This is a genomic window from Desulfarculus baarsii DSM 2075 (assembly GCF_000143965.1).
GTDB classification, from domain to species: Bacteria; Desulfobacterota; Desulfarculia; order Desulfarculales; family Desulfarculaceae; genus Desulfarculus; species Desulfarculus baarsii.
Map to the genome: position 1 here is coordinate 2,070,410 of NC_014365.1, position 17,207 is coordinate 2,087,616.

Consider the following 17,207-nt stretch of genomic DNA (forward strand, 5'->3'; position numbering starts at 1 on the left):
CAAATTAATTTCCTCCCAGGTCCAGTCCCACCTCACCGATGGGTTGTTCCCGCCGCAAGACCACCAATCTGAACTGACGCTGGCCGTTGGCGACCAAACGCCGCACCGGTTCGGACGCCGGGTCCACGGCGCGGCCGTCCAGGGAAATTTTGCCGCCGCCATCGTCGTAGAGGGCCAGGGAAAGGTTGCCTTCCGGGGCGACGTTGGTTTTCAGGTCGATGATTTCGATGCGCTGGCCACCGGCCGATCGAATGGTTTCGCCGTTGTAATAGACCATCTTGGGCCCGGGGCCATTGCTGACGACCAGGTAATCCAGCGCGGCCGGCGCCACCTCCACGCCGATCTCGCCGATGGGCGCGCCATTTTGGGTCGCCACCACCCGATAGCATTCCAGCCCGGCCGGGCTGGCCTTGGCGCACGAGGAAAAGCGTGGCAGCAGATCCCTGGTCGTGTCGATGAGATGGCCCCGGTCCTCGCCGGCGTTGCGGCCCTTGGCCGGGACAAAGCCCTTGAAATTGACCTCGATGCTGCGTTGGTCGTCAAGGTTGCTGATCAGGTCGACGATCTGCAATTTGTCGCCGCGCACCAGGCGCAACGTTTCGCCGGCGGCCAGCAGGCGGCGTTCGTCCTGGGTCTGCACCAGGAAGTAGAGGCGCTTGGCGCGCAAAACCGCGGCCTTGGGCTCGGCCGTCTCGACCAGCAGGCTGATCCGGCCGATCTCCTGGTGATCCTTGCGCACGACGATCTTGGTGTTTTTGTTGACGGCGAAGGCCTGGCGCATGTCGTTGACGGAGCCCAGGCCCAGGATGTCGCAGGATAAGCCCCGCTCGCAGTCGGCTTCGATGTGCATGACGTTGACGCTGTCGCCGGCGTTGACGCGCAAGGCGTCGCCTGGCGAGACCACCACCGGCAACTGGTCGTTGACGCCCACCACCAGGTAGCGCAGATTGGGCTTGCCCAAATAAACGCCCGGATTCATCGGCGTGATGCCCATATCTTCCATGAAGGCGTTGATGACCAGTTTGTGCAGGCCGATCTTTTGGGCCACGTCGGGCAAGGATTTGCTGGTCTCGACGCCAAAGGCCGGGATGTGGCGCTGGGTGAGGGCGTAATAAGTGGCGCTGCGGCGCTGTTCCTTGTGGTGGCTGTCGCGCGACAGCGTGCGGTGGTTATTGAATAGGAACTTGAGTTTAGCGTCTTTTATCAACGGGTTGACCCGCCGCAGCACCCGCTCGGCAATGGTTTGCAGCTCGATGACCTGGCCATTGGGCGTGACGTAGCGATCGGCGTCGGCGATGATGGATTGGCCGAAGCGCATGGGGTTGGCCATGGGCCCTTCCCAGGTTGGGCGAAAGAATCCGCTGCCTTCGTGCAGGTTGAGCAGCAAATCGCTTTCGGCGATCAGGCCTTTGAGCACGTTGATGATCTTGGCGTGGCGCTTGGCCGTGACCTGGTCGGCGAACTGGCGGTTCATGTCGCCATCGGGACCGCGATGGCGCAGGATGATCGAATAAAAGTTGGCTCTGGGCACCACGATCAGGTTGCCCTTGGCCAGGTTGATGTCGGCGTAGAGGTCGGCGCTGAGGAAGCCCCCCGGCTCGTCACCCTGGATGCCGCCGATGATCATCAGCGTCTTGCCGGCGACCTGGCCATAAACACGATACACGCTGAGTTCATCGGGCGTGTCGGCGAAAAACACCTGGTGATGCCGGCTGGGCCGCTGTGGTTGGGCGGCCTGCGCCACGGCCGCGACCAGCATGGCGGCCACCAAGGCGCTTATGAGGCCAAGCCTGATCACTCCCCGGATTCCGGCTGGCGTTTTTCGCTGGATGATTCTTGTGGCGCCGAGGTTGCTTGTTCAGGCGCCTCCTGGCCCTGCTTGTCCTCATCCAGGAGCACGGTCTGGGTCAACAGCAATTGACCCCGACGGGAGTAGATAAAGAACTCCAGCCGATCGAATTTGCTGTCGGCGGTGGAAAAGCGCGCGGTGAGCTGGCGATAACGTTGAATGGCGAACGGCGTGGCGCGGCGATAGTTGATGGGCCGGCCAAGGGCGCTCAGGCGCATGGGCGGCCGAGATTCGAGCCACGGCTTGCCGCGGCGCTGGCCGTGAGCCACCACCATGATGTAGCCTTCGGCCCTGTCGCCGTCGTCGAGCTTGTTGGTGATGGCGTAGTTGACGACCATTTCGCCGCCTTCGATCTGCCGTGAAATATTGGACAGAGCGATCACTTCCGATTCGGTGGGATCTTCTTCCTGGGGCGGCTGGGGCGATGGGGTCGGCGTGGGTTCGGCCGCGCTGGCCTTTTGGGCCTGGGCTTCGGCTTTGGCCTTGAGGGCTTCCTCGGCCAAAAGCTCGCGTGTTTCCTGTTCCTGGGAGAGGTATTCCAACCGCTCGGCCCGCAGCATCAGCAGATTGATCTGCTCGCCGTAATCGACCAACAGGCGGCTTTGCTTGTAGAACAAAAAGCCGCCCGCCACCAGGCCGGCGATGAGCAACAGCAAAATCAAACCGATCAGGCCGATGAACCAGGAGCCAAAGCGCAGATTCCGAACCGGCCCGGATTTGCGCACGAGAACGATGTCCAACCCTTGTTTCATGGCCAAAACGATCCCCTCCCTAGATCCCGCCGCAGGCCCGCTAGCGTCTCTGTTGCGACCTTCTGGCCGGCGTGATGGCCCGCCATTGTTCGGATTTTATCCGCCAATCACCCTTGCGCTGAACCAGGGTCATGGTTTTCACACCGACGTCCTTGTGCCAGTCCGACTGATAGTATTGCACGAACTTGACCTTGGCCGTGGAGCCATTGACGTTTATTTTGACGTCTTTGGCCGACACGCGCAAGACCTTGTAAACTTTGTTTAAATAGGCTTTTTTGTTGCGCCACTCGACCTTGTTCATGCCGTCGGAATAAAAGTCGGCGGCATAATAGGACATATAGCGTTTGAGTTTTTTGCCCTCCCAGGCCCCGAGCCAGGCGTTGAGCAGGGCCTTGATTTCCTTTTCGGCCTTGGCTGGCTTTTCGACTTTTGCTGGCGTTGGCCTGGGGCGTTCGGCGGCGCGCACGGGCTTTGCCTTGGCCTCGACGGTGGCGCGCACGGGTTCGTTGGAGGCGGTTTTGGCGCCGCTGGGCGGCAGCCAACTGGCCAGTAATTTTACGCTGGCCGGGTCTTCCAACACCCACTGACTGCGCACCAAGCTCAGCGAATCGAGCGCGTGGCCCTGGAAGTATAGCCTGCGCGAGACAGGCAGGGTCTTGCCGTCACGACCGGCGATTTCCAGGTTGGCCAGGACGATCCATTGGTCTCCCGCCCCCCACAAGGCCGCGCCGGTAACCTTCTGGACGACGCCGCCGGCATGGCCCTTGCCGTCCAGCGCGGTCAACCGATTGGGCAAATCCTGCACGCCATCGAAAACGGGGCATCCTCCCTGTTTGACGGCCAAGGCGTGGCTGGCCGACTCTTGTTCCAAGGCGAAATTGCTGAAACGCAGGCGCTGCAGGAACTGGCAGGCCCGCTCCAGATCGGCCGGCTTGGGCAGTTGAAAGCGGTCCAGCACCAGCACCGGCGTGGACTGGTCCCTGATCATCTGGCTGAGGCGGGCCAGGTCGCGGTTGTCCAGGGTGATGCAACCATTGCTGGACCGAGGCCTGAGGTCGCGGTTGGTGCCATGCAGATAAATGCCGTCGCCCTGGCGCCCGTCGACGCAGTCGATGGCGTTGGGATAGTCCAGGTGCAGGGCCCGGTCGCCAAAGACGGTGACTTTGCGGTCTTCGTAGCGGTGAGTGATGAAATAGACGCCTTCGGGGGTCTTCTGGTCGCCGGACTGGGCCTTGTCGCCCTCCTTCTCGCCGGTGCCGCAGGGGAATTCCCACTGCAAGGCCATGTCGCCTAGGTATTTGAAGACCATGGCCCGTTGCAGGGATTTGTCCACCACGATGATGGCTGGATCGTCGACGCGACCCTGGTAGCAATATATAAAAGATGTGGGCTGTTCGGCCGCCGCGGGTTGCGTCTGGGCCGCGCAAGGCGACGACAAGGCCGCGAGCAAAAACGCCGCCAGCGTGAAAAACAGTCCTTGCAATCTGTGAAGTTGGGGAAAATCTGAGGAAAATCTGTTCCAGATCATCGAGATAGCCCGGATTACATTCGAGTTGAAAAGCTGCATTGTGCCAATGTTGCCAAATAGATGGTGCAGTTCATACCATATGATCACGTCAAATGGAAGAGGCTTTGATTAATTTCACATCAGTGAAATTAACTGGTAGCCCCACTGCCGTCATCAATCGTCCGCGACCCTCAAGTGGCCGAATGGGCCGGCAAAACGAAATGTCATTATGCAGACGTTACCACAACATCAATATCCGGGGCAAATCGCTTCGATCCGGCGGCCGCGCTTTCGGCCGATCCGACCGCGCCACCGGTAAAAAACGGTTGACAGCCCCCCGCGCCGCGTGATAATTTTCGCCACTACTGAATGACACTTCATTCACACAGAGCAGTCTGCCGACCAGGGCTGATTCAAAAGATCCAGGCCCCTCGCTGGCGGCCCAGGCCGCCGCTGGCCGCGGGCCGATGATTTCAAGCTGCCCTTCCAAGGAGGTTTTGCACATGTCCCTCGAAATCAAGAAAGTGGGCGTCATTGGCGCTGGCGTGATGGGTGCGACCATCGCCGCTCACATGGCCAGCGTGGGTCTGCCCACGGTGCTGTTGGACATCGTTCCGTTCAAGATGCCCGACGAATTGGCCAAAAAAGGCGTCAAGGAAGATTCCAAGGCGTTCCGCAATTTCTTCGCGGCCAAAGGCCTCGAAGGCGTCAAGAAGTCCAAGCCCGCCTCCTTCTACACCCCCGATGACGCCGAGTTGGTGAGCATCGGCAACCTGGAGGACGATTTCGACAAGTTGGCTGATTGCGACTGGATCGTCGAGGTCGTCGTCGAGCTGCTCAACATCAAAAAAGACCTGCTTTCGCGCATCGACAAAGTGCGCAAGCCCGGCGCCATCGTCACCACCAACACTAGCGGCATCTCCGTGGCCGCCATGAGCGCCCATCTCAGCGAAGATTTCCAGAAGCACTTCTTTGGCACCCACTACTTCAACCCGCCCCGCTACATGAAGTTGTTCGAGATCATCCCCGGTCCCAAGACCGACCAGGCGGTTCTGGACGACATGGCCAAGTTCGCCGAGGAAAAGCTGGGCAAGGGCGTGGTCTGGGCCAAGGACACCCCCAACTTCATCGCCAACCGCGTGGGCATCTTCGCGGGTAACTACATCAACAAGCTCATCGACGAGATGGACCTGACCTTCGAGGAAGTCGACGCCCTGACCGGCCCGGTCATCGGCCACCCCAAGATGGCTTCCTACAAGCTCAGCGACCTGGTCGGCCTGGACACCTCCGTCCACGTGGCCGACAACGTCTATGAAGGCGCGCCCAACGACGAGCGCCGCGAGATCTTCACCGCCCCGGCGTGGATCAAGAAGATGCTCGAAATGGGCCTGCTGGGCAACAAGACCAAGGCCGGCTTCTACAAGAAGGCCAAGGACGCCAACGGCAAGAAGGTCACCCTGGTTCTCGACCGCAAGACCATGGAGTACCGCGAGCCGATCAAGCCTCAGTTCGAGTCGCTGGACGCCGCCAAGAAGGCCGGTGGCCTGACCGAAAAGATGAAGACCCTCTACTACGGGACCGACAAGGCCGCCGAGTTCAACTTCAAGTCCCAGAGCGAGATCCTGCTCTACGCGGCCAACCGCATCCCCGAGATCGCCGATGACGTGGTCAACATCGACAACGCCATGAAGTGGGGCTTCAACTGGAAGCTCGGCCCCTTCGAGACCTGGGACGCCCTGGGAGTCGAGGAGTCGGCGGCCAAGATGAAGCAGGCCGGTTACAAGATTCCGGCGTGGGTCGAAGAGATGCTGGCCGGCGGCAACAAGACCTTCTACAAGAAGGAAATCGGCAAGCTGCTCTACTATGACCTGGCCAGCAAGTCCTACCAGGATGTGCCCGTCAGCGCCGACATCATTCTGCTGCCCTCGCTCAAAGAGCGCAACAAGGTCGTGGCCAGCAACAGCGAAGCCACCCTCATCGACCTGGGCGACGGCGTGGCCTGCCTCGAATTCCACAGCAAGATGAACGCCCTGGGCGACGACATGGTCAGCATGATCGGCCAGGCCTGCGACATCGTCATGGAAAAGTTCGACGGCATGGTCATCGCCAACCATGGCAACGCCTTCAGCGCCGGCGCCAACATCTTCTTCGTGCTGGTCGGCGCCATGGAGAAGAAGTTCGACCAGATCGAACAGGGCGTCAAGACCCTGCAAGACACCCTGATGAAGATGAAGTACCTGCCCAAGCCGGTGGTGGCTGCGCCCCACGCCATGGCCCTGGGCGGCGGTTGCGAGATCTGCCTGCACTCCGACAAGGTTGTCGGCGCGGCCGAGACCTACGCCGGTCTGGTCGAGGTGGGCGTGGGCCTGCTGCCGGCCGGTGGCGGCACCAAGGAGTTGCTGATCCGCAACACCCACGAGCGCGTCTTCACGGTCGGCAAGGGCGGCTTGGTCTCCAAGGAGATCTGGCTGCTGCCCTTCGTGGCCCGGGCCTTCCAGAACATCGCCACGGCCAAGGTGGGCACCAGCTTCCGCGACGTGCAGAAGGCCGGCATCTTCCGCGACAGCGACGTGATGGTTCCCAACGCCGACTACCGCATCAAGAAGGCCAAGGACATGGTTCTGGCCATGAACCTGGTCGGCTACGAGCCGCCCAAGCCGTTGAACAAGATTCGCGTCATGGGCCGCGACGCCCTGGCGGTGTTCAAGTATGGCCTCTACAACATGAACAAGTCCGGCTACGCCACGCCTTACGACGTGGTGGTGGGCACCGAGGTCGCCCGCGTGCTGACCGGCGGCGACGTGTTGGCCGACACCTTCGTGTCCGAGCAGCACCTGCTGGATCTGGAGCGCGAATCGTTTGTGCGCCTGTGCGGCAACAAGCAGACCCAGGACCGCATGGAGCACATGCTCAAGACCGGCAAGCCCCTGCGCAACTAGGCTTTGTCGGAGGAAAAAGACGGGAGACGGGTCGCCTGGCTGATCATCAACGCTTCGCGCCCGCAACGGCGGCCCCTTCTCCTGTTACACATATATTGCCTGTCAGGTAATTTAGGAGGATTCCAATGAAAGAAGCCGTGATCGTCGCGGCCTGCAGGACCGCCGTCGGACGCGCCCCCCGGGGAACCCTGCGTCACACCCGGCCTGAATACATGGGCTCCGTGGTTCTCCAGGAAGTCATCAAAAGAACCCCCGGCCTGGACCCCAAGGAAATCGACGACGTGGTCATCGGTTGCTCCTTCCCCGAGGCCGAGCAGGGCATGAACATGGCCCGCGTGCTGATCCAGAAGCTGGGTCTGCCCGATGACATCTCCGGCATCACCATCAACCGCTTCTGCTCCTCGGGCCTCAACGCCATCTCCATGGCGGCCGAGCGCATCATGGTCGGCGCGGCCGACGTGATGGTGGCCGGCGGCGTGGAGTCGATGAGCATGGTGCCCATGGGCGGCAACATCATGAGCGTCGAGCCCGAGATCGCCGGCTCCCGCCCCTGGGATCTGGAGGGCATGGGCATGACGGCCGAGAACGTTTCGGCCGACTTCAACGTCTCCCGCGAGGACCAGGACGCCTTTGCCGTCGAGTCCAACAACAAGGCCCTGGCCGCCATCAAGAGCGGCGCGTTCAAGGACGAGATCGTCCCCCTGACCGTGACCAAGCAGCGCCAGAAGGCCAATGGCTCCTTCGAGCTTTATGATGAAATCTTCGACACCGACGAGTGCCCCCGCGGCGCCACCCTGGAGGGCCTGGCCAAACTGAAGCCGGCCTTCAAGGTGGGCGGTTGCGTGACCGCCGGCAACGCCAGCCAGACCAGCGACGGCGCGGCCGCGGTGATGTTGATGAGCAAGGAAAAGGCCAAGGCCCTTGGCCTGAAGCCCATGGCTACCTACCGCGGCTTCGCCGTGGGCGGCGTGCCGGGCAAGTACATGGGCATCGGCCCGGTGAAGGCCATTCCCAAGGCCCTGAAGATCACCGGCCTGAGCCTTTCCGACATCAACCTGATCGAGCTCAACGAGGCCTTCGCGGCCCAGGCCCTCTATTGCATCCGCGAGCTGGGCCTGAACAAAGACCTCATCAACCCCCACGGCGGCGCCATTGCTTTGGGCCACCCCCTGGGTTGCACCGGCGCCAAGCTGACCACCCAGCTGCTCTACGAAATGAACCGTCGTGGCCCCGAGTGCCGTTACGGCCTGGTCTCGATGTGCATCGGCCTGGGCATGGGCGCGGCCGGCATCTTCGAGAAAGAACAGTACTAGCATTCCCGCGCGGGAGGGGGCTCTGTCCCCTCCCGGTGGACAAAAAAAATTGGGCGGATGCGTCGTTTTCGGGGTTCCCGAATTGGCGCTTCCGCCCGATTCTTTGGGGCGTTTGGTTGTGCGTGCCTGGTAACAGCTTGAAATGTCGGACGATAAAAAAAATAGTTTCGACGCGATTTTTTATTAAAGTTTAAGGAACCGGCTGCCGATTAACAATATAGGAAAATTGTAACCAATGGCTTGATACACTAACGTGGCGAAATTCAAATGGTTGATTTCCCCACATATCTACGGCCGGTAGACCTTCGGGTGGACAAGAAGCCACAGGTCCGCCAGAATGGCGGCGAGCAATCATCCGGCCAAACCGCGGCCCAGGCCGCCAGCCACGAGGGCCAGCGTTCCGCCGACAAGGTGCGGTTGCTTTTCCCCCGCATCGCGGCCATGCAAGGCCTGGAAGAAGCGCCCGGCCTTCAAGAGGCCGAGGATGCCTTGGCCCAGCTCCGGGAAGACCTGCCATCCGCCGGGCAGTTGGTCGGGCAGATTCACGAATTCGCCGACCGTCGCCGCATAATCTCCCTGCTGGCTCCGCTGCTCGATTGCTAGCCCCTTTTTTCTTTGGCTTCATAGAGTATAATTTCATCAGGCACAAGCAACGGGAGGACGCCATGATCATCGACGGCATCGCCGCCGGCATCTCGGGCATGAACGCCGCTGTTCGTCGCCTCAACCAGTCAGCCAACAACCTGGCCAACATCTCCACCCCCGGATACGTGCCGAGCCGCGTCGAGCAAGCCGATCTGGCTGGCGGCGGCGTGGCCGTGGTCGGCCAGACCGCCCTGGCCAGCGGGCCAATCGTCAGCACGGGCAACGCCCTGGATCTGGCCATCGACGGGGCGGGCTATTTCGTGTTGCAAGACGCGGACGGCAACGAGCTTTACACCAGGGCCGGCAATTTTTCCCTGAACGCCGATGGCCAGTTGGTCGATCAGACTGGCCGCCTTGTGCAGGCCGAAGGCTTTCAGGCTCCTCAAGGCACGGCGCAGATCCAGGTCGGGGCCGACGGCGTCGTGCAGGCCCTGGGCGCCGACGACGCGGTGCTGGCCGAGGGCCAATTGCAGATAGCCACCTTCGCCAACCCTGGCGGCTTGCGGGCCGTGGGCGGCAACGCCTTCCAAGCCACCGACGCTTCCGGCCCGGCGGTGATCGACGCGGCCGGCCAGCCGGGTTATGGCGCGATAGCCTCTGGCGCGCTGCAGACTTCGGGCACCGACATCGTCAGCGAGATGGTCGGCCAGATCACCGCCCAGCGCTCCTTCGAGGCCAACCTGAAGACCATCCGCACCGGTGACGAAATGCTGGGCACGATCTTGGATATCGTTGGTTGAAACTTGATTCGGTATTTGATTCGCGCTGTTGGGCAGTTTAACGGAGGTTTGTTATCAATGAAGCACTTCATCATGGCGGCACTGTTGATCATCGCCCTCGCGGCGGCCGAGCCTTCCTGGGCCGGGCCGGAAAACCGCTCGCTGAACCCCGGCGGGGCCTGCTGCGCGCCGCCCCGCTTCCAGATTTTCGAAGCGCCCAAGCCCTATGGCGGCTTGATCATGGTAGACACCCAGACCGGCCAGAGTTGGCAGCGCATCAAGATCAACACGCCGGCGGGCATTCGCGTGCGCTGGCTCAAGGTGCCCATGATCGAAGACCTGCCTCAAGGCCAAGTCATTCTCTGGGATTAATCCCGGCCCCGTAAATGCCGCGTCAGTTGGGCCAGGTCGGCGAAGACGCGATGAGCCATGGCCAAGTGATGGGCCGCCAACGTGCTACCCACGGCGTAACACGTCGCGCCGGCGGCCTGGGCCGAGCGAATGCCGGCCGGCGCGTTTTCGATCACCAGGCAAGAACTTGGCCCCAGCCCCAGCTTGGCCGCCGCCCGCAGGTATGGCTCGGGGTGGGGCTTGTGACGCGCAACCTCATCGGCGCTGACAATGCAGGCGAATTGCCCGGCCAGCTCCGCGCCCAGGGCGCCGCGCACCACCTCCAGCCGCGAGCTGGTGACCAGGGCCGTGGGCACGCCCTCGCGCCCCAACCATTCGATCAGCTCCACCGCCGCCGGAAACGGCCTCACATCGGCGGCGCATCGTTCGATGAACATGCGCCGTTGGGCCGCCAGCATGCGTTCCATGGCGGCCCGCAGGGCGGCGGCGTCCGCCATTGCAAGCCGCCCTACCCCGTCGGCCAGTTCCGCCAACACCTCGAAGCCCAGGCAGCCTTCGTTTTGCAGGATGAACTCCAACGAGGCGTCGAAGCCCTCGGCGGCCATGACCTCGCGCCAGCAGGCTGCGTGCTGGACCATGGAGTCCAGCACCACGCCGTCCATGTCCAACAGCACGGCGGCGAAATCGGCCAACCCTTTGTCTGTCCCGCTCATGGTCATCATTGGCCCTTCAACGCTGGCCCTTTCACGCGGCGCGCCAATCCGGCCGCGGGAAAACAAAAGGGCTGGGCCGTCAAGCCCAACCCTTTATTTTCGCTTTGGAGGCGGCGACCGGATTTGAACCGGTGAATAACGGATTTGCAGTCCGCTGCCTTACCACTTGGCTACGCCGCCACAAAGGCTTTTTGTCTTTTGGTTCGCGATGTTATCGAACCTCCAAAACAGGTGCAATCATATATGCGGCGGCCGATCGTGTCAAGCTCTTTAGCGAAAGCTTTGTGACGCAACATGCGCCTGCCTTGGGGCAAGTCGCCTGCTCGTGGCCCCAACCTTCAAGGCGAAAAGGCAACATCCAGGGGCTGGAGCGCGCATGCTAAAATAAAAAGGGCTGGCCCGACCCATGGTGACGCTTGGCCTCGTCGATGCCCCGCGGCCAACCAACGTGATGCGCGCGCCCAACCGCCAATATCCCAAAAAAAAGGCCAGCCCCAAAAAAAAGGCCAGCCCCGGAAGGCTGGCCTCAACGCGCTTGGTGGAGCGGGAGACGGGAGTTGAACCCGCGACTTCAACCTTGGCAAGGTTGCACTCTACCTCTGAGTTACTCCCGCGCGTTACGTGAGCAATATTACAACATTACTCTGGGCTGTCAATACCGGAATCGCGCATTTTTTTCACCGCCGCCAAGCCCAGCGAGCGCTTGAACGAGATGAAATAGGACAGGCCCGACCAAGCGGTCAAAGCCACCGCGACCCACAAAACGACCTGGCCCCAGGCGTGCAAATCGGCCTGGCCCATGGGGCTGGGCAGGATCAGCAAAAACACCGCCAGCATCTGGATGGTGGTCTTGAGCTTGCCCAGATAATCGCTGGGCACCACGAAGCCCTGAGCCGAGGCCAGGGCGCGCATGCCGGTGACGGCTATCTCCCGCCCGATGATCACCACCGTCATCCAGGCCGCGGCCCGGCCCAGGTCGGTCAGCACCACCAAAAGCGAGGCGATGAGCAGTTTGTCCGAGACCGGATCGAGGAACTGGCCCAGCAAGGTCACTTTTTTCAGCTTGCGGGCCAGGATTCCATCGAACAGGTCGGTCAAGCCGGCCACGAAAAACAGCCCCCCCGCCAACCAGGCCGCCGAACGCCCCGGGCGATAGAGCAAAATCAGCATGAAGGGGATCGAACCGATCCGCACCAGGCTGAGCAGATTGGGCAGATTGAACAAGTCTTCGCGGGCTGGCGCCACGACCGCAACCTCTATTCCTTGGCGCGTTTTTCCCAATCGGCCAAAAATGCCTTGAGCCCGATGTCGGTCAATGGATGGGCCAGGAGTTGGTTGATCACCTTCAAGGGGATGGTGCAGACGTCGGCGCCCATCAGCGCGGCCTGGACCACGTGCATGGGGTTGCGCACGCTGGCCACCAGAACCTCGGTATCGAAGGCGTAGTGGTCATAGATGTCGAGGATCTGGCGGATCAGCTCCATGCCGTCGTTGGAGATGTCGTCCAGCCGGCCCACGAAGGGGCTGATGTAGGCCGCGCCGGCCTTGGCCGCCAGCAGGGCCTGCATGGGCGAAAAACACAGCGTGGTGTTGACCTTGATCCCGTCGTCGGCCAGGGCCTTGATGGCCTTGAGCCCTTCGCGGATGATGGGCAGTTTGATGACCACGTTGTCGGCCCAGGCGGCGTATTTCTTGGCTTCGGCGATCATCTCTTTGTGTTCGATGGCCACGCACTCCACGCTGACGGGCCCGGGCACCACGTCCAGGATCTCGCGGATGCATTTCTCGAATGGCTTACCGGTTTTGGCCACCAGCGAGGGGTTGGTGGTCACGCCGTCGAGCACGCCGAGGCTGGCCGCCTCTTTGATTTCGGCGATGTCGGCGGTATCGATGAAGATCTTCATGGCAATCCTCCAGCCATGTTATTAGTAATACAACGCTTATTTTTTAGCGCCCCGTGCGATCAAATATTGATCGCGGCATTTTTCGCAGCAGAAAAACACATCCCGCCCATCAATCCTGGCCCGCACGGCCTCGTTTTTGGGCAGGTATGTCTGGCACTGTGGATCCTGAACCAACTCCTCGATGGCCGGCGTGGCGTTTGGCTCTCGCGGCGCGTGGCCGGCTTTGGCGCGTCGCGGGCCCTGGCCGCCGCCCAGATAGTGGCGGATCAGGCGATAGAGCAGCCACACGCTCAGGGCTATCAGCAGGATTCGGATCAGCCCCACCCGGCCGCCTCCACTTTCTCCGCCTTTTGCGCGGCCAGCTCACGCGGGTCAAGCGCGGCCAGCAACTGGCTGGCGGTGCGCCCGGTCAGCGGGATGATCAGCTCCGGGGCCAGTTGGGCCAGCGGAGCCAACACAAACACCCGCCGCGTCATCTCGGGGTGTGGCACGCGCAGCTCGGGCTGATCGATGACCTCGTCGCCAAACAGCAACAGGTCCAGATCCAGCGTGCGCGGCCCCCAGCGTTCGGCGCGCACGCGGCCGCAAGCTTTTTCGACCGCCAGCAGCCCGGCCAAAAGCGCTCTAGCCGATCCATGATAACGCAGCCGCGCCACGGCGTTGACAAACGGCGGCTGGTCGGTCCTGCCCACCGGCGCGGTGCGATATACCGGCGAAACCATAAGCGATGTCACGCCGGGCAACTCGCGCATGGCCGCCACGCCGGCCACTAGCTGAGCCAGGGGATCGCCGATGTTGGCCCCCAGGCCCACGTAGGCCTCCACGGCCTTGCCAAGCACCGGCCTAGAGCCCCAATCCGGCCAGCCGATCCACGGCCTCTTGCAGCCGGGCCTCGTCGACGGTCAGGGCGAAGCGCACGTAGCCTTCGCCGGCCGAGCCGAAACCCACGCCGGGGGTGGAGACCACGCCGGCCTCTTCCAGCAGCTTGCGACAGAAGTCGGTGCTGGTCTGGCCGGCGGGCACGCCGCACCACACATAAAAGGTGGCCTTGGGCCTCTCGACCTCCAGGCCCAGGCCTTGCAGGCCCTTGACCAGCACCTCGCGGCGTCCGGCGTAGAGCTTGTTCATCTGGGCCACGCAATCCTGGCTGGCGGTCAGGGCGGTGATGCCGGCCAGTTGCACGGCGTCGAAGGCGCCCGAGTCGATCTGGCTCTTGACCTGGCCCAGGCCGGCCACCAACTGGGCGTTGCCCACGGCGAAACCGATGCGCCAGCCCGTCATGTTGTAGGTCTTGGACAGGCTGTGGAACTCGATGCCCACCTCCCGCGCGCCGGCCACCTGCATGAAGCTGGGCGGCCGATAGCCATCGTAGGCCATTTCGGTGTAGGCCGCGTCGGAGACGACAATGATCTCGTGCTTTTTGGCCAGGGCCGCCACCCGCTCGTAAAACTCCAGATCGGCGCAGGCGGCCGTGGGGTTGTTGGGGTAGTTGATGACCATGACCTTGGCTTTTTGCAGCAAGGCCGGGTCCATGGCCGCCAGGTCGGGCAAAAAGCCGTTTTCCTTGCGCAGGGGCATTTCCACCGGCACGCCGCCGGCCAAAATCGTCGAGCCCTTGTAGACCGGATAGGCCGGGCTGGGCGTGAGGACCACGTCGCCGGGGTTGACAAAGGCCAGCGGGAAATGGGCCAGGCCCTCCTTGGAGCCGATCAGGGTGATGACTTCCTGATTGGGGATCAGGTCCACGTCGAAGCGGCGCTTGTACCAGTCGGCAGCCACCTCACGGAATCTGCTCAGGCCCGAATAGGCCGGATACTTGTGTGTGCGCGGGTCTTGGGCCGCGGCGTTGAGGGCCTCGATGATGTGCGGGGGCGTGGGTTGATCGGGGTCACCCACGCCCAGGTCGATTATATCCACGCCACGCGCGCGCACCTGGTCGCGCAGGCGGTCCAGCTCTTGGAAAAGATAAGGCGGAAGCTTTTGCAAACGCTCGGCGCGTTCAATATTCATATACACCTCAATTGCTGACCGGGTTGACAAGGCTGCCGACGCCCTGCACCTCGATGGTCGCCACATCGCCGGCTTGCAGGGGGCCGATGCCCGCCGGCGTGCCGGTGGCGATCACGTCGCCGGCGTTCAGGGTCATCACCTGGCTGATGAACGACACCAGGTTGAATACCGAAAAAATCAGGTCGGACGTATGGCCGTCCTGGCGTTGCTGGCCGTTGACCAGGGTGCGCACGCGCAGGCCGCCGGGCTCGATATCCTGGGCGATGACCGGCCCCAGGGGGCAAAATGTGTCAAAGCCCTTGGCCCGGGTGAATTGGCCGTCTTTTTTTTGCAGATCGCGGGCGGTCACGTCATTAAGGCAAGTGTAGCCGATGACGTGCTCCCTGGCCTGCTTGGGGCTTAGGCCTTTGCAACGCCGGCCGATGACCACGCCCAGTTCGCACTCGTAGTCCACGCGCTGGCTCATGGCCGGCAGCTTGATGGCCTGGTTGGGCCCGATGACCGCCGTGGCCGGCTTGATGAAGAGCATGGGCTCGTCGGGCAGGGCCAGGCCCAGTTCGGCGGCGTGGGCCTTGTAATTGAGGCCCACGGCCACGATCTTGGACGGCCGGCACGGCGCCAGCAGATGCACGTCGTTGAGCGGCAGGATCGTGGCGCCCGGCTTGCCCGCGCCAAAGGGCGATCCATCATAAACCCGCACGATGCCGTGCTTGACCTGGCCAAAAGCCACCTTGCCCTGATAGCCGAAGCGAATCAGGCCCAGCTCGGCGGTGATCACCTCGCTGTTTTTGGGTTGGGTCATTTACTTCAGCCCCAAAACGTCTTGCATGTCGTAGAGCCCGGCCGGTTTGCCGTGCAGCCACAGCGCCGCCCGCACCGCGCCGCCGGCAAAGGTGTCGCGGGAGTGGGCGCGGTGGGTCAGTTCGATGCGCTCGCCCTGGCCGATGAAAAAGACCGTGTGATCGCCAACGATGTCGCCGCCGCGGATGACCGCCACGCCGATCTGATCCTGGGGCCTGGCCCCGACCATGCCGCAACGGCCGTGTTGACAGACGGCGTCGTAGTCCCAGCCCCGGGCGGCGCAGAGCTCCTTGAGCAGGCGCACGGCCGTGCCGCTGGGCGCGTCTTTTTTCTGGTCGTGATGGGCCTCCATCACTTCCAGCGCGTAATTCGGGCCCAGCACCTGGGCGATCTGGCCCACCAGCTTGAACATCAGGTTCATGCCCACGCTCATGTTGGGCGCGAAGACCACCGGCGTTTTGGCGGCCAGCGCGCGCAGGATCTGATCGTGGCTCAGGTCCAGGCCGGTGGTGCCGATGACGCAAGCCTTGCCGGCCTCGGCGCACCAGCCCAGGTTGGCGATGGAGGCCGTCGGCGAGGTGAAGTCGATGAGCACGTCGGACTGGGCCATGGCCTGGGCGATGTCGTCGAAGACCAGGCCCGGCGCGTCGGCCACGCCGCAGACTTCGGCCAGGCTTTTGCCGGCCGAACGATGTCCGGGCGCTTCCAGGCCGGCGACCAAGGCGCCTCCACCGTCGTGCATGATCGCCCTGATGATGGCGTTGCCCATGCGGCCGGCCGCGCCGGCCACTGTGATGCGCGTCATGTGCCGATCCTCCCTACAACAGCCCGTGGGCCCGCAGCGCGGCCGAGAGCTTTTCGCGGGCCGCCGCGCCGATGGGGCACATGGGCAAGCGCATTTCGTCGCTGGGGATACGCCCCACCATGGCCATGGCCGCCTTGATGGGAATGGGGTTGGTCTCCAGGAACATGGCCTTGCACAGGGGCAGCAGCTTGTGGAATCGTTGCTGGCTGAGGGCGATGTCGCCGGCGTTCCAGGCCTCGATGATATCGACGACCTGACGGGGCACGATGTTGTTGACCACGCTGACCACGCCCACGCCGCCGATGGCCAGCACCGGCAAAAGCAGGCCGTCGTCGCCCGAAAGCAGGGCCATCTTGTCGCCGCAGAGGTTGACGATCTCGGCCATCTGGCCCAGATTGCCCGAGGCCTCCTTGACCGCGACCACCTCGGGCAGTTCGGCGATGCGGGCCATGGTGGCCGGCTCGATGTTGACAGCCGTGCGGCCCATGATGTTGTAGGGCACCAGCGGGAACTTGGTGGCCTTGGCGATGGCCTCGAAATGCCGATACAAGCCCTCTTGGGTGGGCTTGTTGTAATATGGCGCGATGAGCAGGGCCGCGTCCGCGCCGACGCCCTTGGCGAACAGGGTCAGTTCGATGGCCTCGGCGGTGTTGTTGGAGCCAGTGCCGGCCACCACCGGCACGCGCTTGGCCACTTGCTCGACCACGGAGCGGATGACCATCCGGTGCTCGTCGTGGCTGAGGGTGGCCGACTCGCCGGTGGTGCCGCAGGGCACGATGCCGTTGGTGCCGTTGGCGATATGAAACTCGACCAGCTCGCGCAAAGTGTCTTCGTCGACCTTGCCGTCGCGGAATGGTGTGACCAGGGCGACAAGCGCTCCCTTGAGCATTGCAGTTCTC

At 62.8% G+C, this 17,207-nt stretch carries 17 protein-coding genes and 2 tRNA genes; 5 read left to right on the top strand and 14 right to left on the bottom strand.

Features of this window, described 5'->3' with window-relative positions:
* Positions 1–4 precede the first annotated feature (4 nt).
* From DEBA_RS09280 to DEBA_RS17040, 3 genes are read right to left on the bottom strand one after another with little or no spacing between them, the layout of a single operon-like run.
* Complete coding sequence (locus DEBA_RS09280) at positions 5–1,798, bottom strand: M14/M99 family metallopeptidase (protein ID WP_013258666.1); 1,794 nt, start codon at positions 1,796–1,798, stop codon at positions 5–7.
* The gene (locus DEBA_RS09285; RefSeq protein WP_043814171.1) at positions 1,795–2,601 is read right to left on the bottom strand and encodes a hypothetical protein; all 807 of its coding nucleotides are present in this window, start codon (positions 2,599–2,601) and stop codon (positions 1,795–1,797) included. Before DEBA_RS09285 ends, DEBA_RS09280 begins: the two co-directional genes overlap by 4 nt.
* A 40-nt stretch (positions 2,602–2,641) precedes the next feature.
* Positions 2,642–4,051, bottom strand: a complete 1,410-nt coding sequence (locus DEBA_RS17040; RefSeq protein WP_187288532.1) for a L,D-transpeptidase family protein — start codon at positions 4,049–4,051, stop codon at positions 2,642–2,644.
* Between the two features lie 560 nt (positions 4,052–4,611).
* Between DEBA_RS17040 and DEBA_RS09295 the strand changes: the two genes are divergently transcribed.
* The 5 genes from DEBA_RS09295 to DEBA_RS09315 all read left to right on the top strand — a co-directional run bounded on the left by DEBA_RS09295 (position 4,612) and on the right by DEBA_RS09315 (position 10,096).
* Positions 4,612–7,047, top strand: a complete 2,436-nt coding sequence (locus DEBA_RS09295) for a 3-hydroxyacyl-CoA dehydrogenase/enoyl-CoA hydratase family protein (protein WP_013258669.1) — start codon at positions 4,612–4,614, stop codon at positions 7,045–7,047.
* Between the two features lie 125 nt (positions 7,048–7,172).
* Positions 7,173–8,360, top strand: a complete 1,188-nt coding sequence (locus tag DEBA_RS09300) for an acetyl-CoA C-acyltransferase (RefSeq protein WP_013258670.1) — start codon at positions 7,173–7,175, stop codon at positions 8,358–8,360.
* Positions 8,361–8,669: 309 nt separating this feature from the next.
* The gene (locus tag DEBA_RS09305; RefSeq protein ID WP_043814175.1) at positions 8,670–8,963 is read left to right on the top strand and encodes a hypothetical protein; all 294 of its coding nucleotides are present in this window, start codon (positions 8,670–8,672) and stop codon (positions 8,961–8,963) included.
* A gap of 62 nt (positions 8,964–9,025) precedes the next feature.
* Complete coding sequence (locus DEBA_RS09310; protein ID WP_013258672.1) at positions 9,026–9,745, top strand: flagellar hook-basal body protein; 720 nt, start codon at positions 9,026–9,028, stop codon at positions 9,743–9,745.
* A 57-nt stretch (positions 9,746–9,802) separates the two neighbouring features.
* On the top strand, positions 9,803–10,096 hold the full coding sequence (locus tag DEBA_RS09315) for a hypothetical protein (protein WP_013258673.1): 294 nt from the start codon (positions 9,803–9,805) through the stop codon (positions 10,094–10,096).
* Here the strand turns inward: DEBA_RS09315 and DEBA_RS17045 are convergent.
* The 11 genes from DEBA_RS17045 to dapA form a co-directional block, all read right to left on the bottom strand.
* Entirely contained in the window at positions 10,093–10,788 is a 696-nt protein-coding gene (locus DEBA_RS17045) for an HAD family hydrolase (protein WP_187288533.1), read from the bottom strand. The genes DEBA_RS09315 and DEBA_RS17045 overlap by 4 nt on opposite strands.
* A 105-nt stretch (positions 10,789–10,893) precedes the next feature.
* Positions 10,894–10,968: transfer RNA gene (locus tag DEBA_RS09325), tRNA-Cys, on the bottom strand.
* 359 nt (positions 10,969–11,327) lie between these two features.
* Positions 11,328–11,402, bottom strand: a tRNA-Gly gene (locus DEBA_RS09330).
* Between the two features lie 25 nt (positions 11,403–11,427).
* Complete coding sequence (pgsA, locus tag DEBA_RS09335; protein ID WP_013258675.1) at positions 11,428–12,033, bottom strand: CDP-diacylglycerol--glycerol-3-phosphate 3-phosphatidyltransferase; 606 nt, start codon at positions 12,031–12,033, stop codon at positions 11,428–11,430.
* A gap of 11 nt (positions 12,034–12,044) precedes the next feature.
* Positions 12,045–12,692 carry a fructose-6-phosphate aldolase gene (gene fsa, locus DEBA_RS09340; RefSeq protein WP_013258676.1) on the bottom strand — a complete coding sequence of 216 codons (648 nt, stop codon included), beginning with the start codon at positions 12,690–12,692 and terminating at the stop codon, positions 12,045–12,047.
* A gap of 36 nt (positions 12,693–12,728) precedes the next feature.
* Entirely contained in the window at positions 12,729–13,016 is a 288-nt protein-coding gene (locus DEBA_RS09345) for an eL24 family ribosomal protein (protein ID WP_013258677.1), read from the bottom strand.
* Complete coding sequence (folK, locus tag DEBA_RS09350; RefSeq protein ID WP_222832000.1) at positions 13,007–13,531, bottom strand: 2-amino-4-hydroxy-6-hydroxymethyldihydropteridine diphosphokinase; 525 nt, start codon at positions 13,529–13,531, stop codon at positions 13,007–13,009. Before folK ends, DEBA_RS09345 begins: the two co-directional genes overlap by 10 nt.
* Before the next feature lie 4 nt (positions 13,532–13,535).
* Positions 13,536–14,702: an LL-diaminopimelate aminotransferase gene (locus tag DEBA_RS09355; RefSeq protein ID WP_013258679.1), complete on the bottom strand. Its 1,167-nt coding sequence runs from the start codon at positions 14,700–14,702 to the stop codon at positions 13,536–13,538.
* Positions 14,703–14,709: 7 nt separating this feature from the next.
* Positions 14,710–15,504: a fumarylacetoacetate hydrolase family protein gene (locus tag DEBA_RS09360; RefSeq protein ID WP_013258680.1), complete on the bottom strand. Its 795-nt coding sequence runs from the start codon at positions 15,502–15,504 to the stop codon at positions 14,710–14,712.
* Positions 15,505–16,308, bottom strand: a complete 804-nt coding sequence (dapB, locus tag DEBA_RS09365) for a 4-hydroxy-tetrahydrodipicolinate reductase (protein WP_013258681.1) — start codon at positions 16,306–16,308, stop codon at positions 15,505–15,507.
* Between the two features lie 13 nt (positions 16,309–16,321).
* Entirely contained in the window at positions 16,322–17,197 is an 876-nt protein-coding gene (gene dapA / locus DEBA_RS09370) for a 4-hydroxy-tetrahydrodipicolinate synthase (RefSeq protein WP_013258682.1), read from the bottom strand.
* Positions 17,198–17,207 lie beyond the last annotated feature (10 nt).